The following is a 17539-nucleotide window of genomic DNA, read 5'->3' on the forward strand; positions in this document are numbered from 1 at the left end:
TTACAGAATCGCCTGCGCCAGGATCATCACCACGCCACAGCCCAGCGCATAGCCCGCATCGACCGCGATGGCGAAACCGCTTTTCTGCGCCCACGCCCCGACCGAGGCCGCCTGTGCCGCGACCGCCAATATGGCCAGCACTGCCAGACCCAGACTGTTGGTCGTCTCGGACACCGCGATCACCGCAGCCAGCAGGATCAGGAAAACGATTTGCGCCGCCATCTGTGGCAAAGGCGGGGCATCCGGCGGGGTCGGATCGATCCGCGTGCCCTCGGCCCAGCGTTTCTGGAATCCGACGGGGCCATAAACCAGCCATCCCAGCAGAAATGCCGCGATCACCCCGGCTCCAAGGGCCAGCCAGTTGATCATAGCGCGCCCTCCAGTGCCTCAAGAATGCGGGTCCAGCCGCCCTCGTGATTGTCGCGGCTTTCCTGCGATGGAAAGCGGATGTGGTGCAGCCGCAACTCGGTGCCATTGCCGGTGGGGATAAAATCCAGCGTGACGGTGGAATCGTCCTGACTGTATGGGGAATTCCAGGTGAATTGCAGCCGGTTGGGCCGGTCGATCACCTTGTATTCGCCCTCATGCGGCAGGTCTCCGGCCTCGGGCGCGCGCATGATGATCCTGAACCGTCCGCCCACCTTTGCATCCGATTGCGCCTCGGGCACCGACATGCCCGGTCCGGGCAGCATGAAACGGGCCAGCATGTTCGGGTCCAGCCACGCATCAAACACCTTTTCCGGCGGGTGCGGGATGGCGCGGGTGATCTCAAGGGACAGTTCCGTCATCGTCAGGGTCCTCCAAAGCGGTTTCCAGAGCGTCCAGCCGAAGCGCCCAGATCGAACGCAGTCCGGCGAACCAGTCATCCACGGCTGACAAGGGTCCCATCTGCACCTCGATCAGATGCTCGCGCCATTCCGTCCGGCGCTGCACCAGCCCGGCATTCTCAAGCACCTTGATGTGCTTCGAGACCGAGTTGAGGCTGATCTCGAACCGCCGCGCGATATCCGTCACCCGCAACGGCCCTTGCTGCGCCAGCATCGTCAGGATCGCGCGGCGGGTCGGGTCGGATGCAGCCTTGAGTATGGCGCTCAGGTCAGGACGAGTCTCTCGTTCAACCATTTGGATGAATTATATCCTTTTACTGCTTCAGTCAACCATATGGGTGAATAACACGCTTCCCCCGCATTTGCCCAGACACAAGACGCACCTGCTTAAGCCGCTAACATTCGTGACACGGAATGCATTTTGCGAAATTTCGATGCCCGTGTAGGCTGTTACCACGAAACCCGCGGACGACATGACGGAACTGCGCCAAGGGATAACATACTCTTCCCGTCCGCTGGTCGAATTCCCTGGCGCTTGCACTGCGCGAACAGAGGGGCAAGCGAATGACACAAACCAAGAAAATGCTGGATCCGGATCCCCGGATTTATGATTTCGAGACCGAATACGAGCTGGGGCAAGACAATGTCCGGCCCTTCGGTCTGGATATCCACAACCCGGTCTTTTTGATCTCAAGCATCCTGATCTTTGCGTTCGTCCTGATCGCACTGGCCAATCAGGAGGCAGCGGCCACATTCTTTGGCTGGCTCCGGCCCTGGCTGACCAGCACGTTTGACTGGTTCCTGGTCCTGTCGGTTGATGCAATCACCCTGTTCTGTCTGGTCCTGATCGTCCTGCCGGTGGGCAAGGTGCGGATCGGTGGCAAGGACGCCAAGCCCGATTATTCCTATGCCGGCTGGATCGCGATGATGTTCGCCGCCGGTATCGGCATCGGGCTGTTGTTCTTCGGTGTGATGGAGCCGGTTTATTACAACTTTGCCGAAGGTGGCAACGCACGCCCGCTGGGCATCGATATCGCGGTTCCGGGCAATGAATATATCGGCATCGTCGGTACGATTCACCACTGGGGCCTCGAAGGCTGGGCGGTCTATGCGGCCGTTGGCCTGAGCCTTGCGATCTTTGCCTATAACCTCGACCTGCCGCTGACTTTGCGGTCTGCGTTTTACCCGATCCTGGGCGAGCGTGTCTGGGGCTGGTGGGGCCATCTCATCGATACGCTAGCGGTGTTTGCCACATTGTTCGGTCTGACCACCTCGTTGGGTCTGGGCGCGCAACAGGTTGCGGCTGGCCTGAATGAGGTGTTCGGCATCGAACCCAGCCCGACCGTCACGGTCCTGCTGATCATCGGCATCACGCTGATCGCGCTGGGCTCGGTCCTGATGGGCATGGATGCAGGCGTCAAGCGGCTGAGTGAGATCAACATGATCATGGCCGTGGGCCTGTTCATATTCGTCATCGTTGTCACCGGCGTCGGTACAGCCATCGCGCGCTACTTCAACGTGATGACGGATTATGTGCTGCATCTGCCTGCACTGTCGAACCCGTTCGGGCGTGAAGACACCAGTTACTTCCACGGCTGGACGACGTTCTACTGGGCGTGGTGGATCGCGTGGTCGCCCTTTGTCGGCATGTTCATCGCCCGCATTTCCAAGGGCCGCACGGTGCGTGAGTTCATTCTCTGCGCCCTGCTGGCCCCCACGGCGGTCTGTGCGCTGTGGATGTCGACCTTTGGCGGTGCCGCCATCGACATGCTGAACGCAGGCGGAGCAGACGGCGTTCGCGCCACGGTGATCGACAGCTATGCCCCCGAAGGCGCGCTGTTCGGCTTCCTGAAGGAACTGCCGCTCTATGGCATCGTTGCCCCCATCGCGTTGGTCCTGATCGTGGTGTTCTTTGTCACCTCGTCCGATTCCGGCTCGCTGGTGATCGACACGATTACGGCAGGCGGCAAAATGGACGCTCCGGTGATCCAGCGCGTGTTCTGGTGCACGCTCGAAGGTCTGGTTGCCATTGCCCTGCTTCTGGGTGGCGGTCTTGCGGCGCTTCAGGGTGCGGCGGTCTCGACCGGTATCCCGTTTACGCTGGTGGTTCTGATCATGTGCTATTGCCTGTGGCTGGCGCTGAAATCGGAACGCTCAAAGATGTAAACGGATCACCATAAACCTCAAACGCCCGCCATTTGGCGGGCGTTTTCGTTTGATCCGTGTCGATGTCAGGCCAGCAATTCCGTCTCGGACGCTTCGATGAACGTGTACGAATGTGTGTTGATATCGCCGCTCCAGCGCCATAACGCCACGAACCCTTCGGGACCGGTGCGAAACGCATGGGGCATCAGGCTGGGGTGGTGGATCATATCCCCCGGCTCGCGCATCCTGACATCATCACCAGCGGTCCAAAGCGCCCGACCCGCGATCAACGCATAGGTTTCATCCGCGTCATGAAGATGCAGCGGGTAATAGCTGTTGGGCCTCATATAAACCAAACCCAGCCGAACATCCGGGGCCGGTATCGGCCCTTCCGGGCCCATCAGGGTGGCAACGCTGATCATCGCGGCGACATTTGTCTCGGTGTTCTGTTCAACCGGGTTGGACCCCCAGGGCAGCAGCTCCTGTGCACCAAGCGCCGCCGCAGCGGCGGGGTGGGGGCTGTTAGAAAGAACCGCGCGGATCCCGTCATCCAAAAGGCACGGAACCGTCGCCGAAAAGACCCGCGGGGCGGGTGTCTGAACCAGCGTCCTTGCTGTATGAGGGCCGAACGGGTTCTCCTCGGCCTGATAGACCTCGGCAATCGCCCGCAGCATGTTCTGAAACAGTTGGTCGTGATCCATGTTCGCGCACTCCGATACCACGCCCATTTGACGCCTCGATCTCTGAGAATCTGCAAGATTTGCGACTGGGGCGGGTCGGAATTGAACAGCCCGAAAATACCGATCGAATTGCAGGCCAACCTGTGCGCGGGGCCATGGCTCAAAGAGACCTGACAGAACGTCAGCGCTGCGTTAACCTGCGGTCAGATGGGGGAATTCGATGGAACGACGGCTTACGACGGTGCTGGCGGCGGATGTGGTAGGGTATTCGGCGCTGATGGATCAGGACCGCCCGGCCACGCTTGCAGCCTTGAAAACTTTCCGCGAAAATACGCTGTTGCCGCTGTTGGATGCCAATCAGGGAACCCTGATCAAAAGCATGGGCGACGGCTGGATCGCTGAATTCCCGTCAACCTCTGACGCATCTGACTGCGCAATCGCGCTGCAATCCTGCCAAAAACCCGGAAACCTTCGGCTGCGCATCGGTATCCACACCGGCGAGGTGGTCACGGAAGGCGAAGATATCTTTGGCGACGGTATCAATGTTGCCGCACGGCTCGAGGCGCTGGCCGAACCGGATCAGATACTTATCTCGGACATATCCCATCACAGCCTTGACCGAAGCGATGCCGCCAGGTTCGACGAAGGCGGCAAGGCAGAACTGAAAAACATCACGCGCCGCGTTGGTGTTTGGTGCTGGCCCAAAGGATCGAACGCCAATCTTTCAACACTCGCAGATGTGCGCCCCGGCATTGCGGTTCTGCCGTTTGACAACATGTCAGGCGATCCCGAGCAGGAATTTTTTGCCGACGGGATCACCGAAGACATCATAACCGAGCTGTCCCGGTTTCGCTGGCTGATGGTGGTTGCCAGAAACTCATCGTTTATTTTCAAAGGAAAAAGCACCGATATCCGCGAGGTCGGCCGGACCCTTGGCGTGCGCTATGTGCTTGAAGGATCGATCAGGCGCGCCGGTCAGCGCGTCAGGATAACGGGTCAGTTGATCGATGCAGAAAACGGCAGCCATATCTGGGCGGATCGCTTCGATGGGGTGCTGGATGACATCTTCGATCTTCAGGACAAGGTCACGCAAGAGGTCATCACCGCGATTGAGCCATCCTTGCGTCACGCCGAAACAAAACGGTCCCGTACGAAGCCGACCAAAAACCTAGAAGCCTATGAGCTTTACCTTCAGGCGCAGTCGCATTTTCATCTTCTGACGGATGAGGACAACCGCGAAGCCATCCGGCTGGCGACGCTGGCGCTGGACCGCGATCCCGACTACGCCGCTGCAGCCGGGCTGTTGGCGTGGCTTCACATTCAACGGCTTGTGCAGGGGTTGGACCCTATCGGCGACGGGCCCAAAGCCGCCGTGGCCGCCGCAGAGCGTGTGCTTTTAAGTGATCGGGCTGATGGGATCGCCACGGCTTATGCAGCACATTCGATCTCGATGCTGGCACGAGATCTGCCGCGCGCGCGAGCGGCTTTTGAACAGGCTTTGGCCGAAAATCCGAACGCCGCAAATGTTCACATGCTGGCTTCGATCAATCTTTGTATGTTGAACCGTCCCGATGAAGCATTGAAACACGCAACCCATTCGGTCGACCTTAGCCCCAAAGATCCGATGCGACACGCGGCGCATATCTCGCGCGCCAGCGCCTTGTTTCTGCTTGGCGAATACGAGGAAGCCGCCGCCGCCGCGCGCGAAGCGCTTGCCGTTCGCTCTGGCTTTGTCATGAGCCACCTCATGCTCATCGCAGCCCTTGGCCATTTACCCGATGCGGATGCTGCGCAGATGGCGGTAAACGACCTGAAAACACTGCGTCCGGATATCACCGCGTCTTCGCCACAGGCCAGGCTGCCCGTATTCACCGTCCCGAACAATTCAGAAAACTGGCGCGAAGGTTGGCGAAAAGCTGGCCTGCCTGACTAATACCTCGACGCTATGAAATATCTGCTCAGCCGGTTCGGTTGGGCGGCTTTAACGGGACGGCATCAGGTTCACCACAGGTCGCATCGCAGCTTTGGGTTTCTGCGACGGATCAAGAAAATGAAAACGCCCACCAAAATGGAGGACTTTTTTGCGTCTCACCTTTGACCCGCACCCGATGGTCAAAGTGGCGTGCCCGACACCAAGTGCCGCTTGCGCCGATCAGCGCGTCAGAGGACGAAGTCGCACCCGGTTGCACTCGGCATCGGCAAGGCACACGCGCACGGCGGTTTTGGTTTCATCATCGTAGATTCTGGTGTGATCACCTTCATAGTGACCCGCAAGTTCCATCATTTCCTGAACGTATCCGATCACGCTTGTCCGGGCTACAGACAGAGACTCGTCCCAAATAACAAGCGCCTCAGCAGATCGGCCTTGCGTTTCGTAAATGGACGCTACGCGGAATAAGGCTTGCAAAAGCTCTGGCGCAGAGCCTCTTAGGGCACCGTCGTTCTCGGGCCTCGCCAAACGGATATTTTCCAAATAGCTAGCTAATGCATCGTCTTCTCGTCCGAGCCGGTCGAGAACCTCACCCCGGTTGGTCCAATAAACATGTCGGGTGGGTCGGTGAACGATAAGCTCGTCCAAGGAAACCAAAGCGCTCTCCCACTTCTCTAGATCCTTCAATATGTCGAATTCTAGTTCCAGTGAATCTTGATACAGAAAAAGGTACTTTCGGTTCAGAAAAGAAAACTGTTCTGTTTCGCACGACTTCCCGGCGGCCTCCAATTCATACAGCCGAGTTCTCATCTGCTCGCTGATTATGTCATAAAGATCCGGGTGTTCTGTCAGAGTATCAAGCTGTTCGAGCGCAACATCTTGTCGACCCGAGCGGGCATTGATCCGAGCGAGCAGCAGCGTCAGGTGCTCAGGGCGATCTGTTGATTGTGTCAACTGATCCAATACCTCTTCTGAGGCGTTGTATGGCCCATCTGCGTGGTTCGCCAAGTATTCGACGAAAGCCAGATCTGCGACGTGTGAAACGTATTTCCGTTTCTCTAGAATTTCATTCAACGCTGACGGACCGGTCCTTCCAACTCTCCACAGCACATACGCCATCTTTCTCAATCGTGCGTCTGTCCAGCAATAGAGCGGGTCTACCTTCGAAGACATCCGATAGTCAGCAATCGCCGTTTCAACATCCCCGGCCAGCATGCTCAGACGTCCGCGCCAATACCAGGCCCAGGCAGAATTCGGATCAAGTTTCACCGACTCGTTGGTGTCCGACAGCGATCCTTCCAGATCATCCAGCAGGTATTTCACCCATGCCCGGTTTCTTAGAAGAACTGGTGCCTGATCATCGTTGCCATAGCGCGATATCGCAGTGTCGAGCGCATCCAGCGCATCACCGCAGGCTTCGGCTTCGGTTTCGGTCTTCCGCGCGTTTTCACAAGCTTCAAAGGTCGCGTTTGCATTCTCAAAAGCCAACCTCTTGAAAGGTTCAAAAACAACCATCCCGACGATGCAGGCGGCGACAATCAGGGCAAACAAACGCATTTTATGGCGCAGAATCATTTGTCGGGAAGAACTGTAACTAAAGGGATTGTAACTCAGGGCTCATTGCTGCGGGCAAAGTATGGTCGAAGTAAGGCCGCGCAGATCAAACCCGGCAAACCCAGCATTTGTTCTACCGCTATCTGGTCTCTTCTCTCGTTTCACAAGCCTCCCCGCGCGTGGCATCCGGTCCGGGCTTGGTGCCTTATCGCGCGCATGGAACAAAAAAACGCCCGCCGGATCGGCAGGCGTTTTCCCAAATTGTCAGGGGTGGCAGGTCTGCCTCAGCATCCACCCCTCAGAACTTGCCGTTCCCATGCGCCATCTCCGCTGGAATGGGCGAAACAACGTCCCAATGTTCGACGATCTTGCCGTCCTCGACCCGCCACAGGTCGAAGAAGGCCCAAGGCTCACCGCCCATGATCGCATCCGTCGCCACAAAGACGAAATTGCCCTCGGCGACCGCGAATTGAGGCTCGAACTTGGTGATCACCATACCCTGCGCGGCAAAGGCCTCGATTGCCGCCATCAGGCCCGACAGCCCGTCCTCGATCGACGGGTTGTGCTGCATGTAGACCTCGGGGTCCATGTAATTGGCGACGTTCTCGGGCGCGGCACCGCCCAGCACATCGCGCACAAAGCCCAGCACCAGCGCCTTGTTTTCCTGCGTCTTGTCCAGATCGGTGATCTCGGTTGGTCCGTCCGTCATGCCGCGCCCGGACGCGGTTGTTTCGGGAACGGGCTGCAGGTTGTCCCAATGTTCGACAACCTTTCCGCCTTCTACGCGAAAGATGTCAAACGCAGCCAGCGAGGATGCGCCAAATGCATCCGCATTGTCATAGGTGTTGTGCAGCACAACCATGTCGCCCTCGGTGATCACGCGATGGGTTGTGGCGGTCATGCCAGACTGTGCGACCAGCGGGATCAGGCCCATCAGCCCCTCGGCCCCGGTTGGCACCTGCGGGTTATGCTGGATGTAATCGGCGCTCACCATCTGGCGCGCGGCCTCGGGGTCGTGGTCGATGAAGGCGGCCGAGAACAGGGCGAGGACAAGCTCTTTGGGGGTCATGGGTCAATTCCTGATGATTCGTGTTGTGGTGATAGTAAGTATTCAAAGCGCACCATGTTGCAATTACGCACTTGTAAGTCACGAAGTTACTTTGAGGATACCGCCAATAAAACAACCCCTTGTGTCGTCCATGTTCGGTAGTATGATCACCTCAGGTATCCAAATCGCACTAGAGGTCCTAATGCTTCCTATCGGCGTCATCAGCAAGGCCGAAGCCTCGAACTGCTCGATCCGTTCCGTTCTGTCGAACGTCACGGGCAAATGGCGGATGATCATCATTCTGGCGCTTGAGGATGAGCCCAAACGGTTCGGAGAGATCAAGCGCTGTATCGGTGACGTCACCCAGCGGGTGCTGACGGAAAACCTGCGGGGGCTGCAACGGGATGGCTATCTGACCCGCACCGTCGACCCCGGCCCGCCGGTTGCGGTGTCCTATGCGCTGACCCCTCTGGGCCGCAGCCTGTTGGACTTGCTCAAGCCGCTGGTCTACTGGTCGCACGAGCAGATGGATCAGGTCAAAACCGCCCGCATGGAATACGAACGCGCCCACCCGGACTAAGGGTGCCCGAGATTTGGCGGATTGACGTGCCCCAACAAAAAACGCCCGCCGGGTTGGCGGGCGCAAGAGATGTACAAATTGGAAGAAACGGTCCTCAGACCCTGTACAAAACGGACAAAACGCGCTTAGCGGCGGATGCCCAGCTTTTTGATCAGGTCCTGGTAGCGGGCCTCTTCCTTGCCCTTCAGATAGTCCAGCAGCTTGCGGCGCTGGGCAACCATCTTCAGCAGACCACGACGACCGTGATTGTCTTTCTTGTGGGTCTTGAAGTGCTCGGTCAGGGTGGTGATGCGCGAGGTCAGGATGGCAACCTGAACTTCAGGCGAACCGGTGTCGCCGTCCTTGGTTGCGAATTCTTTCATGACGCGTGCTTTTTCAGCGGCAGTAATCGACATCGGGGTCTCCTTGTAAAAGGTTAAGGTTAATGGCGCAGGCCGGGATGTCGTCCAGCACAGGCCCATGGAGAAAACCGCACCGATTCCGATGCGGATGGGCGCGTATAGGCGCTTTTGGCATGAATGGCAAAGGGTTTCTGCGGGCTTATCCCGTGGCAGCAAATTGTGCCAGCTGCGCCTCGGTCACAAGCTGAATGTCGGCCAGACTTAAATCTTCAGCCCCCAGCAGCCGGGCAACTTCGTGCCCGTCGACCATGACCCGGGTCAGGTTGTCTTGATCGTCAGCGGGTTCGATATCGATCTCGGGATCATCATGATTATCCCATGTAATCAACAGTTTATCTTGCCCGATCTGGAAGTCCATGATTGTCACCGGATCGGCCTCTGACGGCGTGCCGATGGCGATGTCATCGGCCCCTTCGCCGCCTGTGACGGTATCGCTACTGTCTGCAAGGATGAAATCATCGCCCTCACCGCCGTTCAGGAAATCCGCACCCGGTCCCTCTGGATCATCGGTTCCGATCAGCACGTCATCGCCATCGCCCCCAAACAGCACATCCTTGCCCGCGCCACCCGTCAGATAGTCTTCGCCACCGCCGCCGCGCAGGGCGTCATCGCCGTCATCTCCGGTCAGTTGATCCTCCCCCTGACCACCGTTCAGCTTGTCATCGCCGTCGCCACCGGCCAGCTTGTCATCGCCAAAATGACCGAACAGGGCGTCATCCCCGGCATTGCCCGTCAAAATGTCGTCCCCGTCTTCGCCATGCAGCACATCATGCCCGTCATCACCGGACATAAGGTCGTCGCCGGCACCGCCCAGCAGTATATCCTTGCCGCCCCCGCCGCTGATCTGATCATCCCCGCCTTGTCCGCTCAGGTGATCGGGCCCGTCCTGCCCGGCGATAACAAGGTCTTCGACAGGCTCTGGATCCGCATCGATTTCATCCTCGGAAACCTGCTCTGGCTCGGGCGGCTCATCGAGATTCTCACCGGGGTCCAGTAGGTTGCCGGTTGGTATCTCCTCGGCCTCTTCGCTTTGCTCTTCCTCGTCCTCAGCATCGCCATCTTCAACGGTAAAAACATCGCTTATCGCATAAGCCGCGCCGCCAACTGCTGCCAGTCCAAACAGGCTGATCAGAAACATGGGATCCCTCCGAACGCATGGTGCTCCGAGTGTGAAATATCCCATGGTCTCAACGGGTTGGTCAAAGGCAACCTGCTGCCGTGGTTAACCCTTTGTCACCACGGCTCGGGTTGTTGCGTATAGGCGATGTAAAGCGGGTGTTTCGGGTGCCCGTCCTTGGTCAGCCCCAGATGGAATAGAGGCTGCCCGGTGCCGCGCAGCAGGCTTTCCACCACCGGGCCCCGGTCCAGATGCGCGCCGTGGGTTCCCCATGCGGCAATGACCTGATCCGCCCATGCAACGCCATCCAGAATGGCCGCGTCGTTCTCGGGGCCCACCGGGTCCGCAGCGGCGCGCATCTTGCGCGGATCAGTGTCGCGCCAGGCAAAGATGTTGGTGACTTGAAACGCCCCGAACCCCAGCGCCCGCGCGCGGCGTTCGCAGCGTTCGACCGTAGGGTCGTTCTGCACTTCGGTCGCCGTCGAGGGGTTCAGCATCACAAACAGCGCCTTGCGCCCGCCCGTATCCCACACGCGGGTCAGGCTATAGCGGTACTTTTCGCAATCGGAGTAGATCGCGGTCGAGGGCGCATCGCCCTTGGTATGGGTTCGGGTGATCATACTAGATTTATACAACTCTCGTTTTGATACCGCGATATGTGGATCATGTTCTCGTTTTGTGCTAATTAGAAATGAGGTAGTGATTCCATAGGAGACTGACATGCCAGCGAAAAAGCAATCAGGCAACAAAACTTCAACTTTGGCTTCAAAAGTGCTTTCGGGCAAAAAGAAACCGACGCAAAGGGAAATTAAATCTTTGGCGGCTTCTGTGTTGTCTCAGGACGAAACCAAAGGTAAGCGCAGGTCTACAAGGTGACGAACACCCGGCTAGGGTGCAATTCGCCGGATTTGTAGATGCCCACAGCCACAGCCCTGCCATCGAATGAAGCCCAGGCCTCATCGCCGTATTCCACGTCCGAGGCCAGCACCATGCCGGGGTTGCCATTGCGCAGGCGGGTGGCGCCTTCGGCGGTGCATTTCAGCTCGGGCAGGTCCGACAGGCCTGTTTCCAGCGGATGCAGATAATCGTCCAAAGCGGTGGTCTTGGCCATGTCGTCGATCTGCTCGATGGTCAGACCATCCTCGGCCTCGAACGGGCCGGACCAGATGCGGCGCAGTTCCTTGACGTGACCGTGGCAGCCCAACGCTGCACCCAAATCGCGCGCGATGGACCGCACATAACCGCCTTTGCCGCAGGTCATTTCCAGCACGACGTGATCAGCGTCGGGACGGTCGACGAGGATCAGTTCCTCAACCCACAAAGGCCGCGCGGACAGTTCCACATCCTCGCCGTCGCGGGCGAGTTTATAGGCGCGTTGGCCGTCGATCTTGACGGCGGAAAACTTGGGCGGAACCTGCATGATCTCGCCCAGAAACGGGCCGAGCGCCTGTTTGATGTCGTCATCCGAAGGGCGCGCTTCGCTTGAGGCAATCACCTCGCCCTCGGCATCGTCGGTATTGGTGGCCTGCCCCAGACGCACAGTGAACGTGTAGGCTTTCAAGGCATCGGTGATATAGGGAACCGTCTTGGTCGCCTCACCCAAAGCCACAGCCAGGACACCTGTCGCCTCGGGGTCCAGAGTGCCTGCATGGCCCGCTTTCTTCGCATCCATCGCCCAGCGGACCTTGTTGACCACAGCGGTTGAGGTCAGGCCCGCAGGCTTGTCCACCACCAGCCAGCCCGAGATATCGCGGCCCTTGCGTTTGCGTCCCATATAACACCCAGAATCTTGCCAAGGCGCGCGAGTTAGCGGATCACTCTACCGCTGTCAATTTGCGGGGGTGTCTTCGACAACGCCCACAATCGGCCCCAGTGAAAAGCCTAGGTCCGACCGATTGCCCGCCCGGTCATACATGCGAGAGATATTGCCATCCAGAAACAGCGCATTCGGGGTGCCCAGCACATCCCGAAACAGACTGCCGAATTCATGGAATGTGACATAGTCATCCGAGATCGCAAAGATCACCCGGCTGCCATCCGCGCTGGTGCCCACCCCGTTGCGCACATAGCGCGAGGTCGAATCGGGCAGAAACCGCGGATGCAATTCGCCATCGATCACCAGCATGGGCCCGGATTGCGTAGCAAAGCGGCAATCTGGGGCCTGTTCGACGAAATCAAGCGTTTCGAACACATCAGCGCGCCCCTCGCGGATGCAGAACACGCCATTGGGCAGCAGACCGAAATTACCGGGACCGGGGTTCGAGATGACGCGCATCTGTTCCTGACCGTCCTCGACATAGTGCCCAACGGGCGAGCGGTCGTCATGATACATGCCCGCATTCATCGCAAAGGCCAGACGTTTGCCCTGTGCGGCCAGCACTTCGTTAACCGAGGAAAAATGCCCAAGCACATCGCCATCCGCATCGTTCAGGAACAGGCGCAGGTCCTCAGACGCATCGGCTTCACAAACAGTATAGCGTTTGTCCTCATGGGTGACCTTCTCGCAGGTCACTGCACCGGCTTGCGCGGCCCAAAGAACCGCGCACAGCGTGGCGATTGTCCGGATCACTCGTCCAGATCGCGGCGCACCGCGTCCTGTTCGAACATGCGGCGGGTGTCGTCCAGACGGTCAAACGTGTCATCCAGCCGAAACCGCAGATCAGGCGAGAATTTCAGGCCGACCTTCTTGCCGACCATCCGCCGCAGCTCACCCTTGTTGCGAGCGAGCAATTCGATCACGTCCTCCTGCCCCTTGCCACCCAATGGCAGCACATAGGCGGTGGCGATTTTCAGATCAGGCGAGGTGCGGACCTCGCCCACGGTGATCGACATGCGGTTCAGGTCGGGGTCGTGGACATCTCCGCGCGCCAGAACCTCGGACAGGGTGCGGCGGATCAGTTCGCCGACACGTAGTTGCCGCTGGGACGGGCCGGGGCCATCGTGGAATTTGTTCTTTGCCATAAACCCCGATCTAAGCGCAAAGCGGGGCTTTGCCAAGCGGGCGCGAACCGGGTAGGAGGCTTTGAGCCGACTGCAACAGGGGAAGAAAGCAATGACCCATATTCCGGGGATCGTCATCACAGGGGCTTCGGGCCGTATGGGGCAGATGCTGATCAAGACCGTGTCCGACAGCGACAAGGCGCGTTTAGTTGGCGTGGTCGAGCGTGTGGGCCATGACTGGATCGGTCAGGATGTGGGCACGGCTATGGGCGGGCAGGCATTGGGCGTTATGGTCACTGACGACCCTTTGGAGGCATTTGCGCAGGCGCAGGCGGTCATCGATTTCACCGCGCCCGAGGCAACGCTGGAGTTCGCCGCACTGGCTGCGCAGGCGCGCTGTGTGCATGTGATTGGCACCACCGGCATGACGGATGAACAGATTGCGGCGCTGGAACCTGCCGCGCGTCATGCGGTGATCATTCGGGCAGGCAACATGAGCCTTGGGGTCAACCTGCTGGTGCAACTGACCAAAAAGGTCGCTGCTGCACTGGACGAAGATTTCGATATCGAGGTGATCGAAGGCCACCACCACCACAAGGTCGATGCGCCCTCGGGCACGGCGTTGATGTTGGGTGAGGCCGCCGCCGAAGGGCGCGGGGTCAATCTGGCAGACGTTTCCGACCGAGCACGCGACGGCATCACTGGCGCGCGCCAGCGTGGCCATATCGGCTTTCACGCCATTCGCGGAGGCGACATCGTCGGCGAACACGATGTTTTGTTTGCCGCGCCAGGAGAACGCATCGTCCTGCGCCATCTGGCCACCGACCGCGCCATCTTTGCCCGCGGCGCGCTGAAAGCGGCGCTGTGGGGGCAGGGGAAAGCTCCGGGTCAGTATGACATGGTGGATGTGCTGGGGTTGTAAATCCTTCTAGCGAAACGCGGCTAGCCCAGGTGGTTCCGCACCGTCCTGGTCAACCTGCGCAAACAGCGCGCCCAGACGTTCATCCCATGTCGGGAACTGCCCCGTCAGCGCATAGGTCAGCCGTTCGGCTCCGATTGAAATACCCAACGGTGCGACCTCGCCGCCGATGATGATCTCTCCGATCTCGGTCCAGTTGGCCGAAGGGGGATAGGCGGTGGGCGCGGGCTCCATCTGATCGCCGATGCGGTAGTAGACGCCCATTGTCACCAGATAATCCTCACCCAAAGGGTCAGGAAAGAAAAAGCCCGAGGCGTCGCGGGCGGCCAGCGCTTCGGCCTCGTCACGCAGCAGGACTTTTTCGGTGAAGGGCAGGTTCATGGCGTCCAGAACGGGGCGCATATCATCGGCCTGCGGGACGCTGACAAAGGCGATGCGGGATAGATCGAGGCCGAACTCATCCGTCAAAAGGCGCACCATAAGTTCGGTTGTGTCACGACCACTGGCCACGCCGGGGTGGCAGCCGACTTCGTGAAACAAGGGTAGAACGTCGGGGCGGGTCTTCTCATCCACATCGCCGACACGGGCAAGCGGCTGGATAACGAATGCGTTGGTGGACAGCGCATTCTGGTCGAAATCATGCCGCAGGCCGCCGTTGTAGTCGGCATTCCCGGTGACAATCGACAGGGGGCTGGATCGCGAGAAACCAAACTCGGCAAAGGCAGATTGCAGGTCCAGGATGGTTTGCGCAAACTGCGCCTCGAACGCTTCATTCTGACCGGTTGCACCAAGGGCAAATCGCGGCAGCACAAGGCCAGCTGTGGCTGCGGTTCCCAGCTGTACCAGTTTCCGTCTGTTCAATGCCATCTGCGCCTCCCTCATACAGCCATAAGGAGAGTATCGCAGATGTTTGACGCAAAGGTTAAGGGAATCTGAAAGCGCGATCAGAATGGGATATCTTCAGAGATCCTTGATCTTGTCCGCGCGCAGTGGGCAGGCGAGGTAGACACCAAATTCCTGGCCGATGTCGGCACTGACGCGGGCATGAACCTTTCCCTGACGGTCAAGAAAACGCTGATTGTCTTCGACCGGGAAAATCCCCTCGTGCCAGATACCGGGATGGATATAGAGCCCCTTTGAGCCGTCGCACCAGAACGCCACAACCTTGTCGGGGGTCAGATTGTCACCGGGCAGGGCGGCGGGGATGATGAAGGGCTTGTTGTCGAGGGGGTAAAACAACTGCCCTCCATCCGGGTGGTAGTTCATGTGCCACAGCAAGACCTGATCGCGAGGTGCGGTCTGCCGGTCAGCCTGTGCTTTTTGCGGATCGGTGGACCAGCCAAGGACGTAGTGGCCACCCACCGCTTCGTTCTCGCCATAAAGAACATCGCCCTTCCAATCACCGCTAAAGGTGCCTTGGACCCAGCCGCCTTCATCGCCGGTACCTTCGTCGATGGGTCGCCAGCCTTGTTGTGGCCATCGGGTGATCTCGATCTCAAATCCATCTGGGTCATCAACCAGACAGCCATAGCCTTTGACTGACGCATCCGTGGCGCGGATCAGGGGAACCTCATGCCAGGGCAGCGAAGGTTTGCTGCTGGCTTCAAAGATATATTCGGGCGCGTTCATGAGACCCCCAGATGTTTGTCGACCATGCGCTGTACCATCGGCGCGAAATGCGCGAAATCAGGGGTCTCCATATCCGCACGTTTGCCTGCTTCGTCCAGATAGCGCACCTGAATGATCTCGCTCAGGTTTGGATTGGCTTCGAATTCGGCCACTTCGTTGGCATTCATCGGGCCGCCCTGCAGTTCAAGCGTATGGACCGAGGCTGCGGACAATCGGTTGAAATACTCGGGCTTGGTCGCGCAGAGATACCGTTTGGCTGCTACATGATACCGGCAGCAATCGGTGATGACCGAGGGGAAGAATTGTTCCAGCACCTCAGCACCCGCATCCTCGTGATGACGGTCCTCGGTGTCGTCGGGGTGATAGGTGCCGAACTCGGACGTGAAATGACCGATATCGTGCAGCAACGCGCCAACGATGATTTCCTCGGACTGGCCGTTCTGCTCGGCGATGGTGGCACCTTGCAGCATGTGCTGAGCCATGGTCACGGGCTCGCCCAGATATTCCTCGCCACCCCGGCGCGCGAAGATGTCACCGATGAAGGCCACGATATTATCGCGGTTCAGGGTCGAGAAATCCGGTTTCATTCCGCCGCCTCCTGCTGCTGGGCGTCCATCGCTGCAAGCGTAGAGAGCAACCCGTCCTTGTCAGCGTAACAGCCCTGCAACCAGCGGGAACCCGCGCCGGAATAACCCAGACGGGCGTGCAGGACACGGGTATTGTCGACAATAAAGCTCTCACCCGGTTCCAGTTTGAACGATACGCCCATGGCCGGATCGTCGATATAGTCGCCCAATTGGCGGTAGGCGGCGTAATACGCCTCCATCTTGTCGAAGGGCACATCGACGAACGGGGCGGAGGAGCGGTTGTTGAACCGGATGCCGATCAGCTCGCCATCGGGCGACAATTCGATCATTGGGCGGCGCGAACGTAGCCAGACGCCGTCCGAGCCTTTGTATTCGAACCGCGCGGGATAGCCGGCCAACAGGGCAAAGCCCTCGGGATTGTCAGCACGCAGACGTTCCGCGGCGCGAAAGCCGTCAACCACGATGGAATCGCCGCCCTCAGCTGAATTCTCAAGGCAGTAGAGGATCTGCAATGTCGGCACCGGATCGCGATAGGGGTTGTCAGTATGGGCCTGCAAACCCAGCCCGGTATAAGCAAGGTTGGTGGGGTTTACTTCGGTGCGGACCTCAAAATAGGGGCCATAGTTGGTTTCGCGCACATAGCCGAACAGGTCCGCAACGTTCAGCAGCGACTCGGGTTCGGTCGGGCCGTTCGTCAGCTTGGCAAAGCCGTATTCGGCCACTGCGGCCAGCCAATTCCGCTTGGCCGAGTCCGAGGCATGAACCTCGTTCCAATCCCCGCTGGGCGCGCCGATGCCGCGTTCCCAGGTGGTAATACCGGGGGCGATGCGGCCGAATTCGGCGCTCGTCTCGCGATCATAGCTGTGATCCGCCAGCCATGGGCCGGGGAAGGTGACGGTCTTGTTCTCGGGCTGGAACGTGACGGTCAGATCGCCATCAATCACCTGTGCCGCGCTGACCGAGATATCGGCGGGAATGTCGCCGATGGTGATCAGGCGCTGGCCATTGCCCGGCGCACGGGTTTCGGGGTCCAGCGCGTTGTCGCGCAGCCAGATGGCGTGAAAGCGGGATTGGGTGCCGTCGGCGAATTCAACGGTAACGACGGACGGGTCGAAGGTGGCGGTGCGCAGCATCGGGGTTCTCCTGTTCAGCGCGGGCTTTGGTTGAAGAGATATGCCGTTC

The 17539-nt window shown here is 59.1% G+C and carries 21 protein-coding genes; 5 read left to right on the forward strand and 16 right to left on the reverse strand.

Annotated features, from left to right (window positions below; translation table 11 throughout):
• From ACR0FG_RS12335 to ACR0FG_RS12345, 3 genes are read right to left on the reverse strand one after another with little or no spacing between them, the layout of a single operon-like run.
• Complete coding sequence (locus ACR0FG_RS12335) at positions 1-369, reverse strand: DUF1761 family protein (RefSeq protein ID WP_480893321.1); 369 nt, start codon at positions 367-369, stop codon at positions 1-3.
• Positions 366-788, reverse strand: coding sequence for an SRPBCC family protein (locus ACR0FG_RS12340; protein WP_480893322.1), 423 nt, complete (start codon positions 786-788; stop codon positions 366-368). Before ACR0FG_RS12340 ends, ACR0FG_RS12335 begins: the two co-directional genes overlap by 4 nt.
• A complete protein-coding gene (locus ACR0FG_RS12345; RefSeq protein ID WP_480893323.1) occupies positions 769-1122 on the reverse strand; it encodes an ArsR/SmtB family transcription factor in 354 nt (117 codons plus the stop codon). Before ACR0FG_RS12345 ends, ACR0FG_RS12340 begins: the two co-directional genes overlap by 20 nt.
• A gap of 269 nt (positions 1123-1391) precedes the next feature.
• Between ACR0FG_RS12345 and ACR0FG_RS12350 the strand changes: the two genes are divergently transcribed.
• Positions 1392-2993, forward strand: a complete 1602-nt coding sequence (locus tag ACR0FG_RS12350) for a BCCT family transporter (protein ID WP_480893324.1) — start codon at positions 1392-1394, stop codon at positions 2991-2993.
• A 65-nt stretch (positions 2994-3058) separates the two neighbouring features.
• Here the strand turns inward: ACR0FG_RS12350 and ACR0FG_RS12355 are convergent, their stop codons facing one another.
• Positions 3059-3673 carry a dimethylsulfonioproprionate lyase family protein gene (locus ACR0FG_RS12355; RefSeq protein ID WP_480893325.1) on the reverse strand — a complete coding sequence of 205 codons (615 nt, stop codon included), beginning with the start codon at positions 3671-3673 and terminating at the stop codon, positions 3059-3061.
• A gap of 199 nt (positions 3674-3872) precedes the next feature.
• Between ACR0FG_RS12355 and ACR0FG_RS12360 the strand changes: the two genes are divergently transcribed.
• The gene (locus tag ACR0FG_RS12360; protein WP_480893326.1) at positions 3873-5585 is read left to right on the forward strand and encodes an adenylate/guanylate cyclase domain-containing protein; all 1713 of its coding nucleotides are present in this window, start codon (positions 3873-3875) and stop codon (positions 5583-5585) included.
• A gap of 219 nt (positions 5586-5804) precedes the next feature.
• Here ACR0FG_RS12360 and ACR0FG_RS12365 read toward each other — a convergent pair whose 3' ends face one another.
• Positions 5805-7139 (reverse strand): tetratricopeptide repeat protein, encoded by a 1335-nt coding sequence (locus ACR0FG_RS12365; RefSeq protein ID WP_480893327.1) that lies wholly within the window; start codon positions 7137-7139, stop codon positions 5805-5807.
• Positions 7140-7434: 295 nt separating this feature from the next.
• Entirely contained in the window at positions 7435-8205 is a 771-nt protein-coding gene (locus ACR0FG_RS12370; protein ID WP_480893328.1) for a nuclear transport factor 2 family protein, read from the reverse strand.
• 181 nt (positions 8206-8386) lie between these two features.
• Here ACR0FG_RS12370 and ACR0FG_RS12375 point away from each other — a divergent pair, with 181 nt between their 5' ends.
• Positions 8387-8764: a winged helix-turn-helix transcriptional regulator gene (locus ACR0FG_RS12375; RefSeq protein WP_480893329.1), complete on the forward strand. Its 378-nt coding sequence runs from the start codon at positions 8387-8389 to the stop codon at positions 8762-8764.
• Positions 8765-8889: 125 nt separating this feature from the next.
• Here the strand turns inward: ACR0FG_RS12375 and rpsO are convergent, their stop codons facing one another.
• The 3 genes from rpsO to ACR0FG_RS12390 all read right to left on the reverse strand — a co-directional run bounded on the left by rpsO (position 8890) and on the right by ACR0FG_RS12390 (position 10902).
• Positions 8890-9159, reverse strand: a complete 270-nt coding sequence (gene rpsO, locus ACR0FG_RS12380; RefSeq protein WP_008757925.1) for a 30S ribosomal protein S15 — start codon at positions 9157-9159, stop codon at positions 8890-8892.
• Between the two features lie 145 nt (positions 9160-9304).
• Complete coding sequence (locus tag ACR0FG_RS12385) at positions 9305-10303, reverse strand: calcium-binding protein (protein WP_480893330.1); 999 nt, start codon at positions 10301-10303, stop codon at positions 9305-9307.
• 95 nt (positions 10304-10398) lie between these two features.
• Positions 10399-10902, reverse strand: a complete 504-nt coding sequence (locus ACR0FG_RS12390; protein WP_480893331.1) for a DUF1643 domain-containing protein — start codon at positions 10900-10902, stop codon at positions 10399-10401.
• A 100-nt stretch (positions 10903-11002) separates the two neighbouring features.
• Here ACR0FG_RS12390 and ACR0FG_RS12395 point away from each other — a divergent pair, with 100 nt between their 5' ends.
• Positions 11003-11158, forward strand: coding sequence for a hypothetical protein (locus ACR0FG_RS12395; RefSeq protein ID WP_480893332.1), 156 nt, complete (start codon positions 11003-11005; stop codon positions 11156-11158).
• Here the strand turns inward: ACR0FG_RS12395 and truB are convergent.
• From truB to rbfA, 3 genes are read right to left on the reverse strand one after another with little or no spacing between them, the layout of a single operon-like run.
• Positions 11148-12056, reverse strand: coding sequence for a tRNA pseudouridine(55) synthase TruB (truB, locus tag ACR0FG_RS12400; protein ID WP_480893333.1), 909 nt, complete (start codon positions 12054-12056; stop codon positions 11148-11150). The two genes, ACR0FG_RS12395 and truB, sit on opposite strands and share 11 nt — an antisense overlap.
• A 54-nt stretch (positions 12057-12110) precedes the next feature.
• A complete protein-coding gene (locus tag ACR0FG_RS12405) occupies positions 12111-12851 on the reverse strand; it encodes a phosphodiester glycosidase family protein (RefSeq protein ID WP_480893334.1) in 741 nt (246 codons plus the stop codon).
• Entirely contained in the window at positions 12848-13243 is a 396-nt protein-coding gene (gene rbfA / locus ACR0FG_RS12410) for a 30S ribosome-binding factor RbfA (protein WP_010438628.1), read from the reverse strand. Before rbfA ends, ACR0FG_RS12405 begins: the two co-directional genes overlap by 4 nt.
• A gap of 91 nt (positions 13244-13334) precedes the next feature.
• On the opposite strand from rbfA, the gene dapB reads away from it, so the two are divergent.
• Entirely contained in the window at positions 13335-14144 is an 810-nt protein-coding gene (gene dapB / locus ACR0FG_RS12415; RefSeq protein ID WP_480893335.1) for a 4-hydroxy-tetrahydrodipicolinate reductase, read from the forward strand.
• A 6-nt stretch (positions 14145-14150) separates the two neighbouring features.
• Here the strand turns inward: dapB and ACR0FG_RS12420 are convergent, their stop codons facing one another.
• The 4 genes from ACR0FG_RS12420 to tmpA all read right to left on the reverse strand — a co-directional run bounded on the left by ACR0FG_RS12420 (position 14151) and on the right by tmpA (position 17490).
• Complete coding sequence (locus ACR0FG_RS12420) at positions 14151-15008, reverse strand: hypothetical protein (protein ID WP_480893336.1); 858 nt, start codon at positions 15006-15008, stop codon at positions 14151-14153.
• A gap of 93 nt (positions 15009-15101) precedes the next feature.
• A complete protein-coding gene (locus tag ACR0FG_RS12425; RefSeq protein WP_480893337.1) occupies positions 15102-15770 on the reverse strand; it encodes an ureidoglycolate lyase in 669 nt (222 codons plus the stop codon).
• On the reverse strand, positions 15767-16357 hold the full coding sequence (gene tmpB / locus ACR0FG_RS12430; protein ID WP_480893338.1) for a (R)-1-hydroxy-2-trimethylaminoethylphosphonate oxygenase: 591 nt from the start codon (positions 16355-16357) through the stop codon (positions 15767-15769). Before tmpB ends, ACR0FG_RS12425 begins: the two co-directional genes overlap by 4 nt.
• Positions 16354-17490: a 2-trimethylaminoethylphosphonate dioxygenase gene (gene tmpA, locus ACR0FG_RS12435; RefSeq protein ID WP_480893339.1), complete on the reverse strand. Its 1137-nt coding sequence runs from the start codon at positions 17488-17490 to the stop codon at positions 16354-16356. The genes tmpB and tmpA overlap by 4 nt, the downstream gene beginning before the upstream one ends.
• Positions 17491-17539: the final 49 nt, after the last annotated feature.

Source organism: Ruegeria sp. E1 (assembly GCF_056534225.1).

Excerpts from the sequence above, each read along its gene's own strand:
- truB (WP_480893333.1), bottom strand. The coding sequence starts at position 12,056 with ATGGGACGCAAACGCAAGGGCCGCGATATCTCGGGCTGGCTGGTGGTG.
- tmpA (WP_480893339.1), bottom strand. The coding sequence starts at position 17,490 with ATGCTGCGCACCGCCACCTTCGACCCGTCCGTCGTTACCGTTGAATTC.
- ACR0FG_RS12335 (WP_480893321.1), bottom strand. The coding sequence starts at position 369 with ATGATCAACTGGCTGGCCCTTGGAGCCGGGGTGATCGCGGCATTTCTG.
- ACR0FG_RS12375 (WP_480893329.1), top strand. The coding sequence starts at position 8,387 with ATGCTTCCTATCGGCGTCATCAGCAAGGCCGAAGCCTCGAACTGCTCG.
- ACR0FG_RS12345 (WP_480893323.1), bottom strand. The coding sequence starts at position 1,122 with ATGGTTGAACGAGAGACTCGTCCTGACCTGAGCGCCATACTCAAGGCT.
- ACR0FG_RS12355 (WP_480893325.1), bottom strand. The coding sequence starts at position 3,673 with ATGGATCACGACCAACTGTTTCAGAACATGCTGCGGGCGATTGCCGAG.
- ACR0FG_RS12340 (WP_480893322.1), bottom strand. The coding sequence starts at position 788 with ATGACGGAACTGTCCCTTGAGATCACCCGCGCCATCCCGCACCCGCCG.
- ACR0FG_RS12390 (WP_480893331.1), bottom strand. The coding sequence starts at position 10,902 with ATGATCACCCGAACCCATACCAAGGGCGATGCGCCCTCGACCGCGATC.
- tmpB (WP_480893338.1), bottom strand. The coding sequence starts at position 16,357 with ATGAAACCGGATTTCTCGACCCTGAACCGCGATAATATCGTGGCCTTC.
- ACR0FG_RS12425 (WP_480893337.1), bottom strand. The coding sequence starts at position 15,770 with ATGAACGCGCCCGAATATATCTTTGAAGCCAGCAGCAAACCTTCGCTG.
- ACR0FG_RS12360 (WP_480893326.1), top strand. The coding sequence starts at position 3,873 with ATGGAACGACGGCTTACGACGGTGCTGGCGGCGGATGTGGTAGGGTAT.
- ACR0FG_RS12385 (WP_480893330.1), bottom strand. The coding sequence starts at position 10,303 with ATGTTTCTGATCAGCCTGTTTGGACTGGCAGCAGTTGGCGGCGCGGCT.
- ACR0FG_RS12350 (WP_480893324.1), top strand. The coding sequence starts at position 1,392 with ATGACACAAACCAAGAAAATGCTGGATCCGGATCCCCGGATTTATGAT.
- rpsO (WP_008757925.1), bottom strand. The coding sequence starts at position 9,159 with ATGTCGATTACTGCCGCTGAAAAAGCACGCGTCATGAAAGAATTCGCA.
- ACR0FG_RS12365 (WP_480893327.1), bottom strand. The coding sequence starts at position 7,139 with ATGCGTTTGTTTGCCCTGATTGTCGCCGCCTGCATCGTCGGGATGGTT.
- dapB (WP_480893335.1), top strand. The coding sequence starts at position 13,335 with ATGACCCATATTCCGGGGATCGTCATCACAGGGGCTTCGGGCCGTATG.
- rbfA (WP_010438628.1), bottom strand. The coding sequence starts at position 13,243 with ATGGCAAAGAACAAATTCCACGATGGCCCCGGCCCGTCCCAGCGGCAA.
- ACR0FG_RS12420 (WP_480893336.1), bottom strand. The coding sequence starts at position 15,008 with ATGGCATTGAACAGACGGAAACTGGTACAGCTGGGAACCGCAGCCACA.
- ACR0FG_RS12370 (WP_480893328.1), bottom strand. The coding sequence starts at position 8,205 with ATGACCCCCAAAGAGCTTGTCCTCGCCCTGTTCTCGGCCGCCTTCATC.
- ACR0FG_RS12395 (WP_480893332.1), top strand. The coding sequence starts at position 11,003 with ATGCCAGCGAAAAAGCAATCAGGCAACAAAACTTCAACTTTGGCTTCA.